Annotated in this window: 20 protein-coding genes and 1 riboswitch; of the genes, 8 read left to right on the top strand and 12 right to left on the bottom strand. The window is 34.5% G+C overall.

Annotated features, from left to right (window positions below):
- Window positions 1-165 precede the first annotated feature (165 nt).
- Both NST77_RS24550 and treR read right to left on the bottom strand, forming a co-directional pair.
- A complete protein-coding gene (locus NST77_RS24550; protein WP_095330709.1) occupies window positions 166-684 on the bottom strand; it encodes a type 1 glutamine amidotransferase domain-containing protein in 519 nt (172 codons plus the stop codon).
- Between the two features lie 78 nt (window positions 685-762).
- Window positions 763-1,479, bottom strand: coding sequence for a trehalose operon repressor (gene treR, locus NST77_RS24545; RefSeq protein WP_171509291.1), 717 nt, complete (start codon window positions 1,477-1,479; stop codon window positions 763-765).
- A 284-nt stretch (window positions 1,480-1,763) separates the two neighbouring features.
- Between treR and NST77_RS24540 the strand changes: the two genes are divergently transcribed.
- A complete protein-coding gene (locus NST77_RS24540; protein ID WP_047941727.1) occupies window positions 1,764-2,087 on the top strand; it encodes a helix-turn-helix domain-containing protein in 324 nt (107 codons plus the stop codon).
- A gap of 165 nt (window positions 2,088-2,252) precedes the next feature.
- Here NST77_RS24540 and NST77_RS24535 read toward each other — a convergent pair whose 3' ends face one another.
- On the bottom strand, window positions 2,253-2,402 hold the full coding sequence (locus NST77_RS24535; protein ID WP_082138297.1) for an anti-repressor SinI family protein: 150 nt from the start codon (window positions 2,400-2,402) through the stop codon (window positions 2,253-2,255).
- Window positions 2,403-2,434: 32 nt separating this feature from the next.
- A riboswitch (cyclic di-GMP riboswitch) is annotated at window positions 2,435-2,519 on the bottom strand.
- 195 nt (window positions 2,520-2,714) lie between these two features.
- On the bottom strand, window positions 2,715-2,924 hold the full coding sequence (locus tag NST77_RS24530) for a hypothetical protein (RefSeq protein ID WP_171509290.1): 210 nt from the start codon (window positions 2,922-2,924) through the stop codon (window positions 2,715-2,717).
- Between the two features lie 333 nt (window positions 2,925-3,257).
- On the opposite strand from NST77_RS24530, the gene NST77_RS24525 reads away from it, so the two are divergent.
- Window positions 3,258-3,587, top strand: a complete 330-nt coding sequence (locus NST77_RS24525; protein WP_095330705.1) for a helix-turn-helix domain-containing protein — start codon at window positions 3,258-3,260, stop codon at window positions 3,585-3,587.
- Between the two features lie 255 nt (window positions 3,588-3,842).
- Here NST77_RS24525 and NST77_RS24520 read toward each other — a convergent pair whose 3' ends face one another.
- The 6 genes from NST77_RS24520 to NST77_RS24495 all read right to left on the bottom strand — a co-directional run bounded on the left by NST77_RS24520 (window position 3,843) and on the right by NST77_RS24495 (window position 9,242).
- Window positions 3,843-4,754, bottom strand: coding sequence for a pseudouridine-5'-phosphate glycosidase (locus NST77_RS24520; RefSeq protein WP_095330703.1), 912 nt, complete (start codon window positions 4,752-4,754; stop codon window positions 3,843-3,845).
- 14 nt (window positions 4,755-4,768) lie between these two features.
- Window positions 4,769-5,872, bottom strand: a complete 1,104-nt coding sequence (locus NST77_RS24515; RefSeq protein ID WP_217279784.1) for a carbohydrate kinase — start codon at window positions 5,870-5,872, stop codon at window positions 4,769-4,771.
- Window positions 5,873-6,164: 292 nt separating this feature from the next.
- Complete coding sequence (tnpA, locus tag NST77_RS24510; protein WP_095330205.1) at window positions 6,165-6,620, bottom strand: IS200/IS605 family transposase; 456 nt, start codon at window positions 6,618-6,620, stop codon at window positions 6,165-6,167.
- A gap of 156 nt (window positions 6,621-6,776) precedes the next feature.
- A complete protein-coding gene (gene motB, locus NST77_RS24505; RefSeq protein ID WP_095330700.1) occupies window positions 6,777-7,583 on the bottom strand; it encodes a flagellar motor protein MotB in 807 nt (268 codons plus the stop codon).
- Window positions 7,576-8,376 carry a flagellar motor stator protein MotA gene (motA, locus tag NST77_RS24500; protein ID WP_341123715.1) on the bottom strand — a complete coding sequence of 267 codons (801 nt, stop codon included), beginning with the start codon at window positions 8,374-8,376 and terminating at the stop codon, window positions 7,576-7,578. The genes motB and motA overlap by 8 nt, the downstream gene beginning before the upstream one ends.
- 485 nt (window positions 8,377-8,861) lie before the next feature.
- Window positions 8,862-9,242, bottom strand: a complete 381-nt coding sequence (locus NST77_RS24495; protein ID WP_341123714.1) for a DnaJ family domain-containing protein — start codon at window positions 9,240-9,242, stop codon at window positions 8,862-8,864.
- 112 nt (window positions 9,243-9,354) lie between these two features.
- On the opposite strand from NST77_RS24495, the gene NST77_RS24490 reads away from it, so the two are divergent.
- A complete protein-coding gene (locus NST77_RS24490; RefSeq protein WP_162837578.1) occupies window positions 9,355-9,513 on the top strand; it encodes a hypothetical protein in 159 nt (52 codons plus the stop codon).
- Between the two features lie 276 nt (window positions 9,514-9,789).
- Complete coding sequence (locus NST77_RS24485; RefSeq protein ID WP_341123713.1) at window positions 9,790-11,871, top strand: DNA topoisomerase III; 2,082 nt, start codon at window positions 9,790-9,792, stop codon at window positions 11,869-11,871.
- Window positions 11,872-12,031: 160 nt separating this feature from the next.
- Here the strand turns inward: NST77_RS24485 and pgmB are convergent, their stop codons facing one another.
- Window positions 12,032-12,697: a beta-phosphoglucomutase gene (pgmB, locus tag NST77_RS24480; protein ID WP_341123712.1), complete on the bottom strand. Its 666-nt coding sequence runs from the start codon at window positions 12,695-12,697 to the stop codon at window positions 12,032-12,034.
- Between the two features lie 214 nt (window positions 12,698-12,911).
- Here pgmB and NST77_RS24475 point away from each other — a divergent pair, with 214 nt between their 5' ends.
- Entirely contained in the window at window positions 12,912-14,144 is a 1,233-nt protein-coding gene (locus tag NST77_RS24475) for an aminopeptidase (RefSeq protein WP_163186764.1), read from the top strand.
- A gap of 99 nt (window positions 14,145-14,243) precedes the next feature.
- On the opposite strand, the gene NST77_RS24470 is transcribed toward NST77_RS24475, so the two are convergent.
- Window positions 14,244-15,362, bottom strand: a complete 1,119-nt coding sequence (locus NST77_RS24470) for a DUF4309 domain-containing protein (RefSeq protein ID WP_163186762.1) — start codon at window positions 15,360-15,362, stop codon at window positions 14,244-14,246.
- Window positions 15,363-15,871: 509 nt separating this feature from the next.
- Between NST77_RS24470 and NST77_RS24465 the strand changes: the two genes are divergently transcribed.
- The 3 genes from NST77_RS24465 (at window position 15,872) to NST77_RS24455 (ending at window position 17,379) form a co-directional block, all read left to right on the top strand.
- On the top strand, window positions 15,872-16,144 hold the full coding sequence (locus NST77_RS24465; protein ID WP_163186759.1) for an acylphosphatase: 273 nt from the start codon (window positions 15,872-15,874) through the stop codon (window positions 16,142-16,144).
- Between the two features lie 147 nt (window positions 16,145-16,291).
- Window positions 16,292-16,678: a large conductance mechanosensitive channel protein MscL gene (mscL, locus tag NST77_RS24460; protein ID WP_095330689.1), complete on the top strand. Its 387-nt coding sequence runs from the start codon at window positions 16,292-16,294 to the stop codon at window positions 16,676-16,678.
- A gap of 62 nt (window positions 16,679-16,740) precedes the next feature.
- Window positions 16,741-17,379, top strand: a complete 639-nt coding sequence (locus NST77_RS24455) for a Bax inhibitor-1/YccA family protein (RefSeq protein ID WP_095330688.1) — start codon at window positions 16,741-16,743, stop codon at window positions 17,377-17,379.
- Window positions 17,380-17,415 lie beyond the last annotated feature (36 nt).

Raw genomic sequence — 17,415 nt, 5'->3', positions numbered from 1 at the left:
CTATCTTAACATTATGAGTTGATTGCAGCAAAAAAAACAACTATTCTCTTCTTAAGATTAACACAAAAAAAGAGCCTATACCTACTGCAACTCATGATAAAAAGATTATATTCCCCTTACCATAAATCTGTGTAGGTACAGACTCTTTCCATTATTTATATTTCTTTATTTATTTAAAAGCTTTAACGATTCACGATTAAAGGCAGGGATATCTTCTGGCGTTCTGCTTGTTACTAATTGGTCCCCACATACGACTACCTCTTCATCCTTAAAAGTAACACCTGCGTATTCCATGTCCACTTTGATTGATTTGTAGCCAGTAGCATTTCTACCTTCTAGCGCTTTAGCAGTAATGAGGAGCTGCGGTCCATGACAGATTGCAAAAACAGGTTTTTTTTCATCCATAAACGCTTTTGTAAAAGCCACAACTCGATCATCGACACGAAGCTGGTCAGGAGAAAATCCTCCTGGTATGAATAAGGCATCAAATTCATCAGGGGAAACTTCATCTATTCCTTTATCAATTGTCACTGAGGCTTCTTTTTGTTTTCCTTCCACCGTTTTACCAGCTTCTAGTTCAATTGTTACAACTTCGTGCCCAGCTTCTTTATAAGCCTTAGCTGGTTCTGTGTACTCAGAGTCCTCAAACATATCAGTAATTAAAGTAGCAATTCTTTTACTCATATATAGCATCTCCTTTTCCTATTTTCTATAAGTAACGTTCCCCATAGAATGAAAATAAAACATGCTAGGACCATTTTTTCACGCTTCGTTTCTTCTTGCAAAATCAACAAATCGAAATTTATCTGGTCGATGTCGCGACTCAGTAAATTGAAATAAAGTAGCATTTTCAAAATAAATGTAGTTTTTCACTACTACGATCGAATGAAATCCTTCTAAATCTAATAGATTATAGTCTTCTTCTGTAGGCTCTTCTACCGTAAATTCTTTTTTCGCAAAGCTAATTTTTAAATTTAACTCTTTCTCAATATAGTCAAAAATAGAGTTTTTACATATTTCCTCTGTTAATCCCGGAACATATTTTTCGACAATATAATCCTTATCTAAAATAATCCGTTCTTGATTAATTTCTCTTACACGAAACACTTCCCAGATAGAATCGTCCTTATTTAACTGCATTTCCTTTTGCAAAAGAGAAGATGGTTGTTTATTCGTAAAGCTCTCAATAATTGTTACAGAGGAATGTCCCATTTTATCCGCCAATTCCTTAAAGCTAACTAGCCCAGAAATCGGAAATTGAAGTTTTTCTAAATCAAGTACTAAGGAGCCTTTTCCTCTGAGCTTTTGAATATATCCTTTTTGCGATAAAATATTTAAAGCCTTACGGATCGTTTCTCTAGATGTGTTATACTGCTCAGCTAATTCATTTTCAGATGGCAAAATAGTATCGGGTGGATACTTTCCATTTCTGATCGCAGCCTCAAGTTCCTCGAATATCATATAATATTTATTCAACATGAAATTCACCAACATTTTCAAATTATTCGTTACCATTCTACTCTTTTTCAGACAAATTGTCTAAAAAGGATTGAAAAATAAATAAAAAAATGTTTCAGTGTATGTAGAAAAGGGTAAACACTATAAGATATATTTCAATATTGTGAACATACTTTTAAAATAGTCTTTTACATCAATGGTTTATAAGCATAATGGATAGAACAATTCGTTCTTTATATGGAACTTTTTATCTATAAATGCTATCATAAATATACATACCGTAAAGAGTGAAAGTGAGTGAGCGTATGATTGGGGATCGTGTAAAACAGCTACGTTTAGAGAAGAGAATGTCCTTATCAGAATTAGCTGAACAAGCCGGAGTTGCAAAATCTTATTTAAGTTCCTTGGAAAGAAATTTACAATCCAATCCATCGATTCAGTTTTTAGAAAAAATAGCAGCTGTTTTCAATATACCAGTCGATCATTTAATCAATGATCAACAGAATAAGGATGAGTTAGATTCTGAATGGTTAAAAATTGTAAAAGAGGCAATGGATTCTGGAGTATCCAAAAAAGAATTTCGTGAATTTTTGGAATTTAACAGATGGAGACTGGAACAAAAAAAATAATACGTTTTCCACTTATATGGCTAAAATATGTTATTAAATTTTTCCATTACAAAAGAGTTATCTACATTGAATGCTTCACAATATAATTCCATTATTGTGAAAAAATTCAATGTAGAGATACCTTTTTTGTCCATTTTTGGACAATCATTTTCTATATACAAATGTTTATTTCGGATTTTCTTGAATTAAGTAATCCTTCTCACTTCGCAAAAATTCTCTTACTTCTTGCAAATTCATTCCAATATTTTTGGCTTCATTAATTAATTGAATCCATTCTGAATCCAATTCTTCGGTAAAAAGTTGACTATTAATCACTTAATTCTTCCCTCCCAAAAATACATTTGTATTTTGGCAGTCCGGCCATCATTGTTTAAGACATTAGATCCGTGACTTTGCGTCCCAAACTTTCGTATTGGTTTGCCTTTTACATTTACCTTTTCTCTTATTCTTTACTGTTTTCCCATTATATCGCTTTTCCTCATGAAATGATGCAGTAATTTGTCATAAAATTAGGACAAATTACTAAAATATTTCTCGTTGTTTCTACAAAATATGTTGATTCCAGCGAATCTTATCGAATTAATCATACTTATGCATTATTTACAGATTTCTCTTATGCCAGCAGCACTACTTATCTTGTCTTCTATCATAATATTGTGTTTGATAGCTTTTTAGCACTTTTTTAAAAGAATAATTAATTTGAATTTGTTCAAATGTAATTGCATCAAAAAAAGGATATTCCGTTAAGTCATTTTGGCATATAGGACAAATCCACCTGCCTCGTTCACTACTACTGTACGATGGTCTATTGCATATGTCACAGTTTTTTCTATACATTTTTCACCTCTTCCTTTGCCTTTTCCTTTTAGGTTTGTATGCTGAAAAATAATTGCTACGATTTAGTAAGAAAATCCATCCTAGTATCTTTTTAATTAGGATTATAATGTTATAAAACACAATAACGTTCTTATTTAAGAACTTTCCCATAAGTATAGTGCAAAACTATCATTTTTTAAAATTCCAAAAACAACCGTTTTTTCTTTTTAACGAACAACTATCATTCTTTTCCTCCGAATAACTCCTATTATCTAGCTTTTTCATATTTTCTATTCATTTTACCGTTCGTTATAATGAAATTATATTTCTTTAGGTGATAAGGAGAAAATTGTTATGCTGGTTGGAGCAAAAATAAAGACATTAAGAATAAAAAAAGGCTTTTCTATTAATGAACTTTCCGACAAATCTGGTGTTTCCAAATCTTATTTAAGTTATATTGAAAGAGGAATTCAAAAAAATCCCTCTCTTCAAGTATTAACGAAACTTGCCCACACTCTTGAGACAAATGTGGAGGAACTACTAGACAATAATCACACAGTGATAGAAGGCATTGATGAAGACTGGATGAGTTTGGTAGAAGAGGCAATTGAAGAAGGAATCACAAAAGAAGATTTTGCGGGCATTCTTGAATATGTTAAATTTAAAAAAAGACAAGAAAACTAGAAATAAGGAAAAGCTAACTCTATTATGGCAATAGCGCATAAGCATAGGACATAAGTAAAAAATAGTTATGATTATCATAAGTTCATTTTTCTCCATGGGACAACTCTAAAGTCTCCTTGGCTTCCTCTATTGGAGTTTATCTGTACTCTTCCTGTTTCGTTTTTTTAATAAAATTTTTTCATTAAAAAGACTATTCAAAGAGAATGGCACTACCGATTTGGAAAGCGACATTCTTACTTCGAATAGTCTTATTTCTTATTTATTTAACTCTACTGCTATTCTTGAGCCCACTTCTGCATTGTTTTTGACTAATGCAATATTAGCAACTAGGCTTGTTCCTTCTGTTAATTCTTTTACGCGACTTAATAAGAATGGAGTTACTTTTTTACCTGTAATATGGTTTTCTTTCGCTTCTTGAAGTGCCTTTTCGATAATATCTGTAATGTATTTTTCATCGAGAGCATCATTTTCTGGAATTGGATTAGCGATCACTACCCCGCCATCTAATCCTAATGCCCATTTTGTTTGGATCATGTCAGCTGCTTCTTTTGGATTTTCTACTGAGAAATTCACTTCAAATGGACTAGTTCTTGTATAGAAGGCTGGAAGAGACTTTGTTCCATATCCTACAACTGGAACGCCATATGTTTCAAGATATTCTAACGTTAATCCAATATCTAATATAGATTTAGCCCCTGCGCAAACAACCGCTACGCTTGTTTTAGCCAATTCTTGTAAATCTGCAGAAATATCCATTGTATGCTCTGCTTCTCTATGAACACCGCCAATTCCACCAGTTACAAACACTTTAATTCCTGCAAGCTCTGCGCAAATCATGGTAGCTGCTACAGTGGTTGCCCCATTCTTTTTACCAGCAATTAAATATGGTAAATCACGTCTGCTTGCTTTCTCAATATTATCGCTTTTAGCTAAAAATTCAATTTCATCTTCTGATAAACCAATCTTTATTTTTCCTTCTATTATCGCAATAGTTGCAGGAACTGCGCCATTTTTCCGAATAATATCTTCTACTTCTTTAGCGGTTTCCACGTTTTGAGGATAAGGCATACCATGGGAAATGATAGTTGATTCTAATGCTACAATCGGTAGATTATTTTTCTTTGCTTCTAATACTTCTTTTGAGAATTCTAGCCATTCTGTTTTCATGTTATATGCTCCTTTTAGCGAAAGTATTTTCCAAATAGTTCTTGTAACTTTTTATTATTTAATAGTGGATTTACTGTTTGATTCGATTGAAGGGTTATGTTCGAGCAAGTAATGCCGATTTTACAAGCGTCTTCCGTGTTTAGGCCTTTAATATGAGAATACATTATACCTGAAACAAGGGAATCGCCAGCACCTGTTACATCGACTACTTCTGCTTCTGGAGGTAAGATAACACCAGCTTCCCCTAGCTTTGTAAAATAGATAAGGCCTTTATCTCCCCTCGTTATAACTACTTTTTCAACACCTTTTTCGAGAATGATTTCGGCTGCTTTAAAGAAGTCTCCCTCTTCTTTTATTTTCATCTCCGCTAATGCCTCTGCCTCATCTCTGTTTGCAATCAACCAAGTAACTCCATGCAAATCTTCGGGCAGTTTTCGTACTTTTGGTGCTGATACAGGTGTAATACACAATGCCATTTGTTCTTGCCTGCATCTGATGATAATATGCTCCAATACTTCTGCTGAAAAATTAGTGTCAAGAATAACTAATTCTGATGTTGCAATATACCCCCACTTTTTATCGATTATATCTTTATCAATAGTGTCATATATAGACATATCCGCTAAAGCAACAGCAAGTTCACCATCAGATTCCAATAAAGCTGTATAGGTCCCCGTTCGATATAGATTAGACAAAAGAGAAGGAGTGATATCTGCATAGCTTTTGGTATTCTCTAGCAGCCATTCCCCTTCATGGTCATCTCCCACAATAGTAAATAAAGAAGTTTCGAGTCCCAATCTCCCTAAATTCTCTGCAATATTTCTTGCTACCCCGCCAGGAGACTGACTTGTAGAGGCTGGATTAGAGGTACCGTATTGAATGGTCTCCTCTGCCTGAACTTTACGATCAACATTGGCTCCTCCAATACAAATAACTTCTTTCTTTTTTGGTAACACATAGGCTCTACCTAGTAGTTTTCCTTCTTTTGTTAAAGAAGAAATATAACCTGCTACCGCAGAACGGGATAAGCCCATTTTCTCAGCTATTTCATTTTGAGTAACAAAGGGATTTTCTTTAATCAGCTGAAGAATAAAAATCTCTTTATCATTCACTTCCATCTCCCCCTCAAATAAAGTGAAACTGCCAATTGTCAGAAGTAGAGAAGAATCATCTCTAGCCCTAAAAACAACATTTGTCTACATTATAAACTTTTGTTTATCAAACAACAAGACTTTATTCATTTTTATGAAAACTTTATTTATTTGTTTTTTTAGGAATCTCTTTTTAATCAAGATTTTCCAGTAAGTATCCGCCGGTAGAACCGGCGGTTTTAATTTCGCCCTATAAGGGCACTTTACCAACGAAGCCCCTAAAGGGACCTCTAAATTGACCGCCAACCGTTTACTCTCCCTACTTATCTTTAAATGGATCGACGTATTCTCGTTTGCTCATATTATCTCGCAAACGGTCCTCTGCTTCTTGCTCTCGTATATACTTTGCAATTGTTTTTTCGTTTAATCCAACCGTACTTACGTAATATCCTTTCGCCCAAAACGTTCGATTTCCATGATTATATTTTAAATTTGCATGTCTATCATGGATCATCAATGAACTTTTACCTTTTAAATATCCCATGAAATACGAAACAGACATTTTCGGTGGTATTTTTACCAGCATGTGTATATGATCTGGCATGGCATGTGCTTCCATTATTTCTACATCTTTCATTTCACATAGTTTTCTCAATATAGCACCTATATCTTTTCTTAATTTCCCATATACTACTTTCCTTCTGTATTTGGGAATAAATACGATATGATACTTACAATTCCATCTTGTATGTGATAAACTATTGTCGCTCGACATGAGCAGAACTCCTCTCGTTATTTGAAGTTGGTTTGACGGCCATCTTCTATTATAACGATTGGAGTTTTTTTCTAATACGACTCTACAAGTTTTATTTTCACACAGGCAGAGCCTGTGGTTTAAAAAGAGTAATCAAAAAAAGAAGACTATCCATTGTTAGTCTTCTTTTGCTACTCTTGGTTCAATTAAAATATCTACTCTTCTATTTTTTGCTCTTCCAGCAGAACTATCATTACTAGCAATAGGCTGAAACTCACCGTAACCTTTGGCGCTAAATGATTTAGGATCTAGTTTCTTGTTTTCAAGAAGTAATTTCATGAAATTTAAAGCTCTAGTCACACTTAGTTCCCAGTTGGACGCATATCGTGAATTGCGGATGGGAACATTGTCTGTATGTCCACTTATAATAATGCTTCGCGGCGGATCCATGACAAGTAAATTAGCAATTTCGGAAACAACTTTTCTGTCTTTATTGCGAACTTCGGCACTTCCAGAAGCAAAGAGTACATTATCTCTAATTGAAACATGCAAACCTTCATCCGTCAGTTCCGTATCCAGCTTATTCCCTAATTTATTCTTAGCAATATAGGCATTTACCTTTTGTTGAATCTCTGATAATTCTTGTTTATCTTTCTGTTTTTGTAATTCTTTTAGTTCTTTTTCGCTAAGATTTTTTTTATCTTTTTTATCTTCCTTTTTCTCTTGATCAGCCAAATCAACATCTGTAGTTTCACTATTCATTGACGGTGCAGGACTAGGATATTCAAATATACCTGTCCCTCCTTGTAATTCTTTATTAAAAGCTTCTGCGATTTCAGAGAATTTTTTAGCGTCAACAGAACTCATGCCATATAAAACGATAAATAAAGCCAGCAATAAAGTAAGGATATCCGCATAAGGAACAAGCCAAGATTCATCAACATGCTCCTCATGATGTACTTTCTTTTTTTTCTTTTTACTCATTCGTATTCACACTACTTTCGCTTTCTTCAAGAAATTGTCTTCTTTCTGAAACAGGTAAATACGATGCAAGCTTTTGTTCAATTACCCTAGGCGCTTCTCCTTCTAAAATAGAAAGAACCCCTTCTATCATCAAATATTTTTGACTTGCTTCCATGTGTGATTTTCTCTTCAGTTTATTTGCAAATGGATGCCATAAAACGTATCCAGTAAATATCCCCATTAAAGTAGCAACAAACGCGGCACTAATAGCATGTCCAAGCGCTTCAGCATCAGACATATTTCCTAAAGCTGCAATCAGCCCAATTACTGCTCCAAGTACTCCCAATGTAGGGGCGTAGGTACCTGCTTGGGTAAAAATAAGCGCTCCTGTACGATGTCTCTCTTCCATTGCTTCAATTTCTTCTGTTAATACATCTCTAATATACTCTGCACTTTGTCCATCCACAGACAAAGATAAGCCATTTCTCAAAAATGGATCTTCAATTTCATCTGTTTTTGCTTCTAATGCAAGAAGTCCCTCTTTTCTAGCTAATTGTGCCCACTCTGAAAACAAGCGAATTAACTCTTTCGTATCCTGCACTTTCTGCTCCTTAAACAAGATGCCGAATAACTTTGGAACTCGTTTAATCTCTGAAGCAGGAAAGGCAATAACTACTGCTGCTACTGTACCTACTAAAATAATTTGAATAGCTGCTGGATTCAATAATACCGCAGGACTGACACCTTTAAACACCATTCCTACTCCCACAGCAATAATAGCAAGTATAATTCCTATCAAGGAAGTTTTATCCATTATTTTCACCTATCTTATTCCAAAATTTCGATTCTATGTCTTACCTTTTTTTTCGACATTTCTCTTCAAAATTTTAGTTTTATTTCATGTAAATTTCGGAAACTTCATGAATCATGACAATAGTCCTGCTTTTTTAATCGAAAAAGAGGACGGGTCATAAGAATTTCAATCAAATATACCCCCGAACAATTATACGTACACACTAAAAAATAGTCGTATAATTGTTCGGGGGTTAATTAAATTTAAGAATGAGGGTTTGTGATGATTACCGCAGCCTGAATACACTTCGCTTTCCATGGGGCAGCCGCGGAGGCTTAGGTTGCTCCCCGGGGTATTATATGTCTGTAGTGTAATAGAACGAATTGGTTTTCACCACCAAATTAGAGAATATTCGTCTTTATCCATTATATATTTGTTTTGCCAGCCACTCTTTTGAAATATAAGTTAAGAAACCTATATTTGAATCATAACCGTACCTACTATCATTATTTCGGAAAGAATTTATTCTCTACCTTTTTCTGATATCCAGAAAAAGGATTAGAGTGACTTTCTCCTGTACGTTCTTTCATCATTTTACGAAATCGCAATAATTTTTCATTATATTTTCTTTGTAAAACTACCTTTTCTTCTTCTGTCTCACAGGAACGAATTAAATCTTCCATGGACAATAATTCTTGTCTAATCTTATCCTCTTCTAATGAATATCCAGCATTCTTGAGAACACGATAGGCCATTCGCAATTCTTTTGGTACAGAATCTAGACTATCTTTTGGGAGTGGTTTTCCGAACCCTGGAAGATGGTTAAATTCCCCGTGTTTATATGCTTTTTTTATTTTATCTTCTGAAACAAGAATCGAAAAATCCATTCATCTATCCCCTCCTGTTTTCATAAACCTATTTCCATTATACAATTTCCACTTCTCGTCGGTATAGGATGAGCGATTTTTATAAAAAATAGAAAAGAAAGGGGTGTTATTATTGGCACGTGGAGAACATTTCAATCATAAGAAGAAACACCATCCAGGTCCGCTTCCAAAGGACACAAGAAAACATACACATACAGAGGATGCTCCTGGCGATGAAGAATTTATCGTAACACAGGAAGCTTTTAAAAACCGAATCGAAGAAGAAGAGTAAATCCATGCAATAGACGGCGTTCGCGACCATTGGAAAAGGGCGCCGTCCTCCTTTTTCCCTCCCTTTATTTTCCTATACGTTCGAAATAGGTCTTCTATATGCTCCGCATTAATATTCAGCAAAAGCTCACTATTTCCCATTCCCCTTCTCCTCTCATGTTATACTAGAAGGTATCGTATGACTAATAAAACGATAATTATTAAATAACTTAAAATGAATAACAGAATCTGCTTCTATTATTCAAGACAGCTAAAAATTCTATTGGAAGGTGTTTAGATGAAATCTCTTGTGTTATGTGAAAAGCCAAGTGTTGCGAGAGAAATAGCCAGAGTGCTTGCTTGCAATAAATCCACTAAAAATTATTTGGAATCAGATAAATATATAGTGACTTGGGCTTTAGGCCATTTAATTGAATTAAAAATGCCCGAGCATTATGATCCCAAATTTAAAAATTGGAATTTAGATGATTTACCAATTATTCCACAGAAAATGGAATTAAAAGTGATGAAGCAAACCAGTCATCAATATAAAGCCATTGAACAACTGGCAAAAAGAAAAGATATTAAAGATTGTATTATCGCCACAGATGCAGGGCGTGAAGGAGAATTAGTCGCACGTTGGATATTAGAGAAAATCCGATTTACCAAACCAACTAAACGATTATGGATATCTTCACAAACGGACCGAGCAATAAAGGATGGCTTTAAACAACTAAAGCCGGGAAAAGATTACGATCGCTTATATCAATCCGCTGTGTGTAGAGCACAAGCAGATTGGCTAATCGGCTTAAATGTTTCAAGAGCCTTAACAACGAAATTCAATGATCCATTGTCAGCAGGGCGTGTTCAAACCCCTACTTTATCAATGGTTCTAGAGAGAGAAAAAGAAATTCAATCCTTTGTTCCAAAAGAATATTGGACCATCACTGCACAAATAGATTCTCTACAAGCGAAATATGAAAAGAATCAAGAGAGAAGAATCTTTTCAAAAGAAACAGCAGAAAAAATTGTAGCTAATACGAAAGGGAAGCAGGCAGTGGTTGAGACGCTTACCGTAAAAGAAAAAACAGAGCATCAGCCATTGCCTTATGATTTAACAGAACTCCAGCGAGACGCAAACCGCCGATTCGGTTTTTCTGCCAAAAAAACGTTAAATGTCCTGCAGAAGCTATATGAGCAACATAAACTTGTCACCTATCCGAGAACGGATTCACGATACTTAACGACAGATATGAAGAATACGATGATTGATCGCATTGAAAGTATATCCGGCGCATTTAAAGAAGAAGTTCAACCTATCTTACGTAACAAGGGGAAGGTCGAAGCAAATAATGTGTTCAATAACAATAAAGTATCTGACCACCATGCCATTATCCCGACCGAGCAGCCTGTATTTTTAAACCGGTTAGATAATGAGGAAGTAAAAATTTATGACTTAATCGTAAAAAGATTTTTGACATTATTTTATCCAAAATATAAGTATGAAATTATTTCTACTACATTAAACATTAATGGAGCTTCCTTTGTCGCTCAAGAAACAAATATATTAGAATTAGGTTTTAAAGCTTTAGACTCTCGCAAAACAGATTCTTCAAAAAATATACAGCTTCAAAAGGGACAACAATTAAAAGTCCAATCTGTAAATTTGGAGCAAAAATTTACGGAAGCTCCATCACGTTTTACAGAAGCTGATATTCTAGGAAAAATGGAGAAATTCGGACTGGGGACTCCTGCTACGCGTGCTGAAATAATTGAAAGATTGCTTTCATCTGAGGTATTAGAAAGACAAAATGGGAAATTACATTCTACCTCCAAAGGAAAACAGCTTCTCAATCTCGTTAATGATGATTTGACTACTCCCGATTTAACGGCAAAATGGGAGCAAGAGTTAGAGGATATCGCTAAAGGAAAAGCAAATCCTCATCAATTTATGGAACAAATTAAAGAGCAGACCAAACGATTTGTCCGGGAAATAAAACAAAGTGAGAAATCGTATAAAATGCAAAATCTCACTGGCTCCAAATGTCCTGAATGTGGGTCTTTCCTAAAGGAAAAAAATACAAAAAACGGAAAAATTCTTGTATGCTCCAGTATGGATTGTTCTTTTAGTAAAAGAAAAGATCCTAAACTTTCCAACAAGCGTTGTCCACAATGCCATAAGAAAATGGAAATTCATAATGGAGTGGCCGGTACCTATTTCCAATGCAGAAACTGCAATGTAGTGGAAAAAGCTACAGACCGTAAAAAGACCATTAACAAAAGAGAAGAACGGAAACTTGTTCAGAAATACAGTAAAGACGAAAGCTTTGGAAATAGTCTAGGTGATTTATTAAAAGCCGCGATGAAAAAAGACAATTAAAAGCTACAAGGCTGGTATATTCGCATTCCAGCTAATAATTACTCCAATATCATCCGAAAAGTTATGGATAATTTCGGATGATATTTTTTATGTGCTTTGCTACTATTACAAGCCGTTCACACTACTCTTTGCTTCCATGAATCAGTATTCTTCATTTTCCTCATCGATTATTAAACTTTTCTAATAAAGTACTCGCACTTAGTTCTCTAGTGGAGGCAACTTGCCAATCCGCTTTTGCAAAAACATCTCCTTGTCCTATCCCGACAGAAAACATAGGTGTCTGCAGAATTCCACTCAAGCCTGCTTGTCCATCCTCTATAGCAGCACACTCATGATAATCGACCCCTAAGCAATCTGCTGCTGTTAAAAATATTTCTGGATCTGGTTTTCCCTTTTTCAGGGAATGTGGATCTACTATGCATTCGAACCAGTCTCTTATTCCAAAGCGCTCCAATAAAAAAGGTGCATTGGAACTAGAGGATGCAATCCCAAATTTAATACCCATTTCCCTAAGATCTTTCAAAAATTCATACATTCCTGGCAGCATATTTTCTACTGTGAATTCCGAAATTAAAGCTTTATAATATTCACTCTTGTGATTTCCTAACATTTCCTTTTCTCTATCTGTAAATACTTTATCTGTTTGTGCAACTAAGTCGTCAATTAGCACCTTTCGCGGAACACCTTGATATCTTAAGTTATCTTCTCTAGTAAAGGATGCCCCAATCTCCACCGCCATTTTTTTTGTTGCTTTGTAATATAAGGGAACAGTGTCTGCTATAACACCATCAAAATCAAAGATAACTGCTTGTAACCGATTAGTCATAAAAACCTCCCATAAATAAAAAAATCCATTATAGCTATTTTACCAAAAATGCTTATTATTTGTTTCTCTTGCGATAAGATCAATTATTATCCTAATGTTACGATCAATCAGTTTATTTCTCTTTCTAAAAAAGCTACAATAGAAGCAGCATCCATTCCATATTGGGATTCATGTTATACATAGAGCTAACCGCTTATAGAAAAGGAGAATAAAAATGAGTACATTTCAAGAAAATTTACAAAAATATGCTGAACTCGCAGTAAAAGTCGGTGTAAATATCCAAAAAGGACAAACACTTGTTATTAATACATCCATTGAATCTGCAGAGTTTGTTCGTCTTGTCGTAAAAGAAGCTTACCAAATTGGCGCAAGTAATGTTGTAGTCAACTGGAGTGATGATATCGTTACTCGTACAAAATACGAATTGGCACCAGATGAAGCATTTAAAGAATATCCTGAATTTAGAGCAAAAGAGACGATTTCACTTGCAGAAGAAGGGGCAGCCTTCATGTCTGTAGTATCTTCTAGTCCAGACCTTTTAAAAGGGATTGATTCTGAACGAATTAGTAACTTCCAAAAGGCTTCTGGAACAGCTTTAAGCCAATTCCGAAAATATGTACAGTCTGATAAAGTAAGCTGGACCGTAATTGCTGTTCCATCCAAAGCTTGGGCAAATCTTGTTTTCCCAGACGCTCCTGAAAACAGCAGAGTGGAGTTACTATGGGATGCTATATTTAAGGCTATTCGAGTAGATCAAGCAAATCCAATCCAAGCATGGAAAGAGCATGATAAAACACTTCATACAAAAGTGGATTACTTAAATGAAAAAGCATACAAACAGCTTCATTATACAGCTCCAGGTACAGATTTAACGATTGAACTTCCAGAAGGACATCTATGGTGTGGAGCAGGATCTATCAATGAAAAAGGTTTTGAATTCATGGCAAATATGCCGACTGAAGAAGTCTTCACTGTTCCACATAAAAAAGGAGTAAATGGAACTGTATCAAGCACAAAGCCGTTAAGCTATGGCGGAAACATTATTAATAATTTCTCCGTAACCTTTAAAGATGGTCGAATTATCGATGTAAAGGCAGAAGAAGGGGAAGAAATTCTTCGTCAATTAGTTGAAACAGATGAAGGTTCTCATTATCTTGGAGAAGTAGCTTTAGTACCACATCGTTCACCTATTTCTCAATCAAATATTCTTTACTACAATACTTTATTTGATGAAAATGCCTCAAATCACTTAGCAATCGGAAGTGCATATGCATTCTGTATTGAAGGTGGAAAAAAGATGTCAAGTGAAGAACTAGCTGAAAAAGGTTTAAACGATAGTATTACACATGTCGACTTTATGATAGGATCAGACAAAATGAATATTGACGGTATTACCGTAGACGGAAAAATAGAAGCAGTATTCAGAAATGGAGATTGGGCATTTTAATTTTAAGTAACTAAGTTCAATAAGGATGTTCCATGGAATGTTTATGTTATGAAACATTTCACGGAACATCCTTTATTTTTTACTATTCTTTTAATCTTTCTATTTTACCAAGCTAATCGATTTAATTCGTTGAGATAAGTCCAATTGGATGATTAGTTTATAGTTTCCTGCTGTATACGTAGCTATAGACCCAGCCTCTTTCGTAACAAAATCATCTGGCTTCCCGATTGTATCCTGAATCGATTGTACTGATTCTTTTAAACGAATACCTGGAATAGAAATAGAAGTAACAAGATCGGTTTTCTTATCATAGTAATAAGTAATCTCAGGAAAATCCAATTGACTATATTTCTGATTATAATCCTTGATTGTATAATTAGAATTAATTTTCTTTATCTCTTTTATATTTGTTCCGATTGGATATTGGGCGCCTATCAACATTCCTTGTTCCGCTAAATTCTTTAAACTAGAAGTAACAGATAAGTTTTTATATGGATAGTAAAATTCCGTATCATCCAGCCATTTATTGATAATTTCCTTATTTTTAATAGAAGTTCCATCTATTTTTACTAATTTCCCGCTTTTCTGCTCAAGCATCCACGTATCAAATTCCATTTGGTCGGTATCTTTTTCCCTTAAGGTTTGTATATAATTTTGTTGAATGTTTTTGATATTTTTACTATAGATACGCATTCCATAATCAGTTAGGGTAACTAATTTCCCATCATGAATGGTATAGAAATAGGCCATTACCTCATTTGCTTCTTTCCCTTGGTAAACAGCCGCAATATTTTGCTGGTTAACAAGAAATGTTCCTATATTTTTTTGCGATAAATTGAATGTCATAGGATTGGGTAATTCTAGATCTTGTTTTACTGCTTTCTTTCCGTATTCTTTCGTCCATAAGTAAAAGGCAAAGTCTCCAGTCACAATCGTATCGTCTTTTTCCCCTAGATCCGTATCTTCTACTTGCTGATATTTCCTTTCCCCTTCTCCTATAATATATAATTCATACTTTTTCTCTTTCACGTTTATATCTATTTCAAAATAAGCATTATCTTTCGTCCATTGTAAATCTTTCTTAATCACCATATGTTTTTGATCCAACTCATTTTTATGTTTCTCTGTTAGATAGGAATTTACCATAGAAGTGATTAAAATCCCTGCAATTATAATGACTCCGACCACTATTAGCCAGATATATTTATTTTTTTTCATTATCTTTCTCCTATTTTCCAAACACATCTATACTCCTTTAGAAGGAGTTAGAGTTTCACTTTATGGATAGTTGTCGTTCTAGTTGTTTAAAATCAAGCATAACTACCATAATTTCTATTATTGAAAGCTCACTAAAGATAATTCCAATTTTTTATTGAACTTCATATATACTTATTAATAGTACCAAATTGCTCTCCAATCTACAAATCTAGCTTTTTCCAGCACCTATTTCCCCCTTCTCCGAGACCTTTACCACACAACATATGGACTATCCACCGCTCACCCATTCCCCATATCCAAGGACCTAACTTGCGTCAATATAAATAAATATGAGATGATTAATATAGCTAGCTATATATATAAATAGAGAAAACTCCGATCCTCGTGGTTTTTCTTCACTCTTGCTAATATTAAGCACCTTACTCAGTCTTTTCGGATGCCTTTTTCCTTATTGATTTCACCGCCCGTTAAAATGGAGATAAAAGATTCTTAAAATTAGGAGGGATAAAATGAAACAACTACATCTTATAATCAATGGAAGGGTACAGGGCGTAGGTTTTCGATACTTTGTCCAAATGATTGCTATGGAAAATCAGATAACCGGCTGGGTTCGCAATAAAGCAGATGGAACCGTGGAATGTATGGCTGTAGCTTCTTCTGAAACACTGCGAGCTTTTGTGGAAAAAGTAAAAAGGGGTAATCGCTTTGCCAGAGTGGACCATATAGAAATACAGGAAAGTGAGCCAGAAGAACTATTTTCGAGCTTTAAGGTTATTTATTAAATATTCCATAGGACATATTCAATTTCTGCCATGTTCTATTTTTATTAAATTATGCTTGTATAGACTTGAAAATAATAAATTTTCATGTCAGAATAATAATATTTTAAAAAACAAAATAAGATGTACATATATTATTAGGAGGATCATATGTGGAAAGACTTTAAAGCATTCGCAATAAAAGGAAACGTAATAGATTTAGCAGTAGGGGTAATTATTGGAACGGCATTCAGCAAAATTGTCAGTTCACTAGTAGATGATTTGATCATGCCGCTGTTCGCCCATTTTATTGTCGGCGTAGATTTCTCAACATGGTCTTATTCAAGTATAAATTACGGAAACTTTATACAACGAATTGTTGACTTTTTCATTATTTCTTTCTCTATCTTTTTAGTAATTCGTTTTTTAAATCGCTTTAAGAAAAAGGAAGAGGTCCAAGAAGAAGCAGTAACTGTTGATACTAAAGAAGAGCTATTAAAAGAAATCCGTGATTTACTAAAAACAGAAGTTATTCGCGATAAAGATGGTTTAAATTGAAACCTTTTTGTGCCTTGTTCGTATTACTATATAAATTAAACACAGTACAGGAGTGAAGAAAAATGTATGCATATAACCCAAGTAATGAATATATGCCTTCTGTTTTAAGAACTTTTGCTCTTTCTCTAGGAATAGCATTTATCGGAACAATGATCGGTAATTTCGTCCCAGCCAATTTATTTTTACCGTTATCAATTTTAGAGGTTGTTCTTTTATTAATCGCTATTTTCGCAAGAAGAGGAAAATCTTTATCTTATGGTTTCTTATTTACCTTTACGTTTATTTCAGGGATTACCACTTTTCCAATCGTCTCTTATTATGTATCCACAGTTGGCGGAAATGTTGTCATTAATGCTTTGGGTACTACGACAATTGTGTTTGCTGGGGTTGCTATATATGCAACAAAAACGAAGCGTGACTTCTCTTTCTTAAGAGGAATGTTACTCGCTTCCCTAATCGCTTTAATCGCTATCGGGATTTTCAATATCTTTTGGCCATTAGCAACAGGTGGCATGCTCGCGTATTCCTTCATTGGTGTCCTAGTATTTAGCGGCTATGTGTTGTATGATTTTAATCGAATGAAACATTATGGTATAACAGCAGATCAAGTCCCTTTAATGGCCTTGAATTTATATCTCGATTTTCTAAATTTATTTATAAGTATCTTACGTATTTTCGGAATTCTGTCCGAAAGAGATTAAAAAGGTTTGAGTAAAGAGGCCAAAACCTCCTTGCTC

The organism is Niallia sp. FSL W8-0177 (assembly GCF_038006285.1).
GTDB classification, from domain to species: Bacteria; Bacillota; Bacilli; order Bacillales; family Cytobacillaceae; genus Niallia; species Niallia circulans_A.
This window is presented reverse-complemented; position numbering and strand designations above follow the sequence as displayed.

Excerpts from the sequence above, each read along its gene's own strand:
- motB (WP_095330700.1), bottom strand. The coding sequence starts at position 7,583 with ATGAGTAAAAAGAAAAAAAAGAAAGTACATCATGAGGAGCATGTTGAT.
- NST77_RS24520 (WP_095330703.1), bottom strand. The coding sequence starts at position 4,754 with ATGAAAACAGAATGGCTAGAATTCTCAAAAGAAGTATTAGAAGCAAAG.
- NST77_RS24470 (WP_163186762.1), bottom strand. The coding sequence starts at position 15,362 with ATGAAAAAAAATAAATATATCTGGCTAATAGTGGTCGGAGTCATTATA.
- NST77_RS24495 (WP_341123714.1), bottom strand. The coding sequence starts at position 9,242 with ATGGATTTTTCGATTCTTGTTTCAGAAGATAAAATAAAAAAAGCATAT.
- mscL (WP_095330689.1), top strand. The coding sequence starts at position 16,292 with ATGTGGAAAGACTTTAAAGCATTCGCAATAAAAGGAAACGTAATAGAT.
- pgmB (WP_341123712.1), bottom strand. The coding sequence starts at position 12,697 with ATGACTAATCGGTTACAAGCAGTTATCTTTGATTTTGATGGTGTTATA.
- tnpA (WP_095330205.1), bottom strand. The coding sequence starts at position 6,620 with ATGTCGAGCGACAATAGTTTATCACATACAAGATGGAATTGTAAGTAT.
- NST77_RS24540 (WP_047941727.1), top strand. The coding sequence starts at position 1,764 with ATGATTGGGGATCGTGTAAAACAGCTACGTTTAGAGAAGAGAATGTCC.
- NST77_RS24455 (WP_095330688.1), top strand. The coding sequence starts at position 16,741 with ATGTATGCATATAACCCAAGTAATGAATATATGCCTTCTGTTTTAAGA.
- NST77_RS24525 (WP_095330705.1), top strand. The coding sequence starts at position 3,258 with ATGCTGGTTGGAGCAAAAATAAAGACATTAAGAATAAAAAAAGGCTTT.
- NST77_RS24530 (WP_171509290.1), bottom strand. The coding sequence starts at position 2,924 with ATGTATAGAAAAAACTGTGACATATGCAATAGACCATCGTACAGTAGT.
- NST77_RS24475 (WP_163186764.1), top strand. The coding sequence starts at position 12,912 with ATGAGTACATTTCAAGAAAATTTACAAAAATATGCTGAACTCGCAGTA.
- NST77_RS24515 (WP_217279784.1), bottom strand. The coding sequence starts at position 5,872 with ATGGAAGTGAATGATAAAGAGATTTTTATTCTTCAGCTGATTAAAGAA.
- treR (WP_171509291.1), bottom strand. The coding sequence starts at position 1,479 with ATGTTGAATAAATATTATATGATATTCGAGGAACTTGAGGCTGCGATC.
- NST77_RS24550 (WP_095330709.1), bottom strand. The coding sequence starts at position 684 with ATGAGTAAAAGAATTGCTACTTTAATTACTGATATGTTTGAGGACTCT.
- motA (WP_341123715.1), bottom strand. The coding sequence starts at position 8,376 with ATGGATAAAACTTCCTTGATAGGAATTATACTTGCTATTATTGCTGTG.
- NST77_RS24485 (WP_341123713.1), top strand. The coding sequence starts at position 9,790 with ATGAAATCTCTTGTGTTATGTGAAAAGCCAAGTGTTGCGAGAGAAATA.
- NST77_RS24465 (WP_163186759.1), top strand. The coding sequence starts at position 15,872 with ATGAAACAACTACATCTTATAATCAATGGAAGGGTACAGGGCGTAGGT.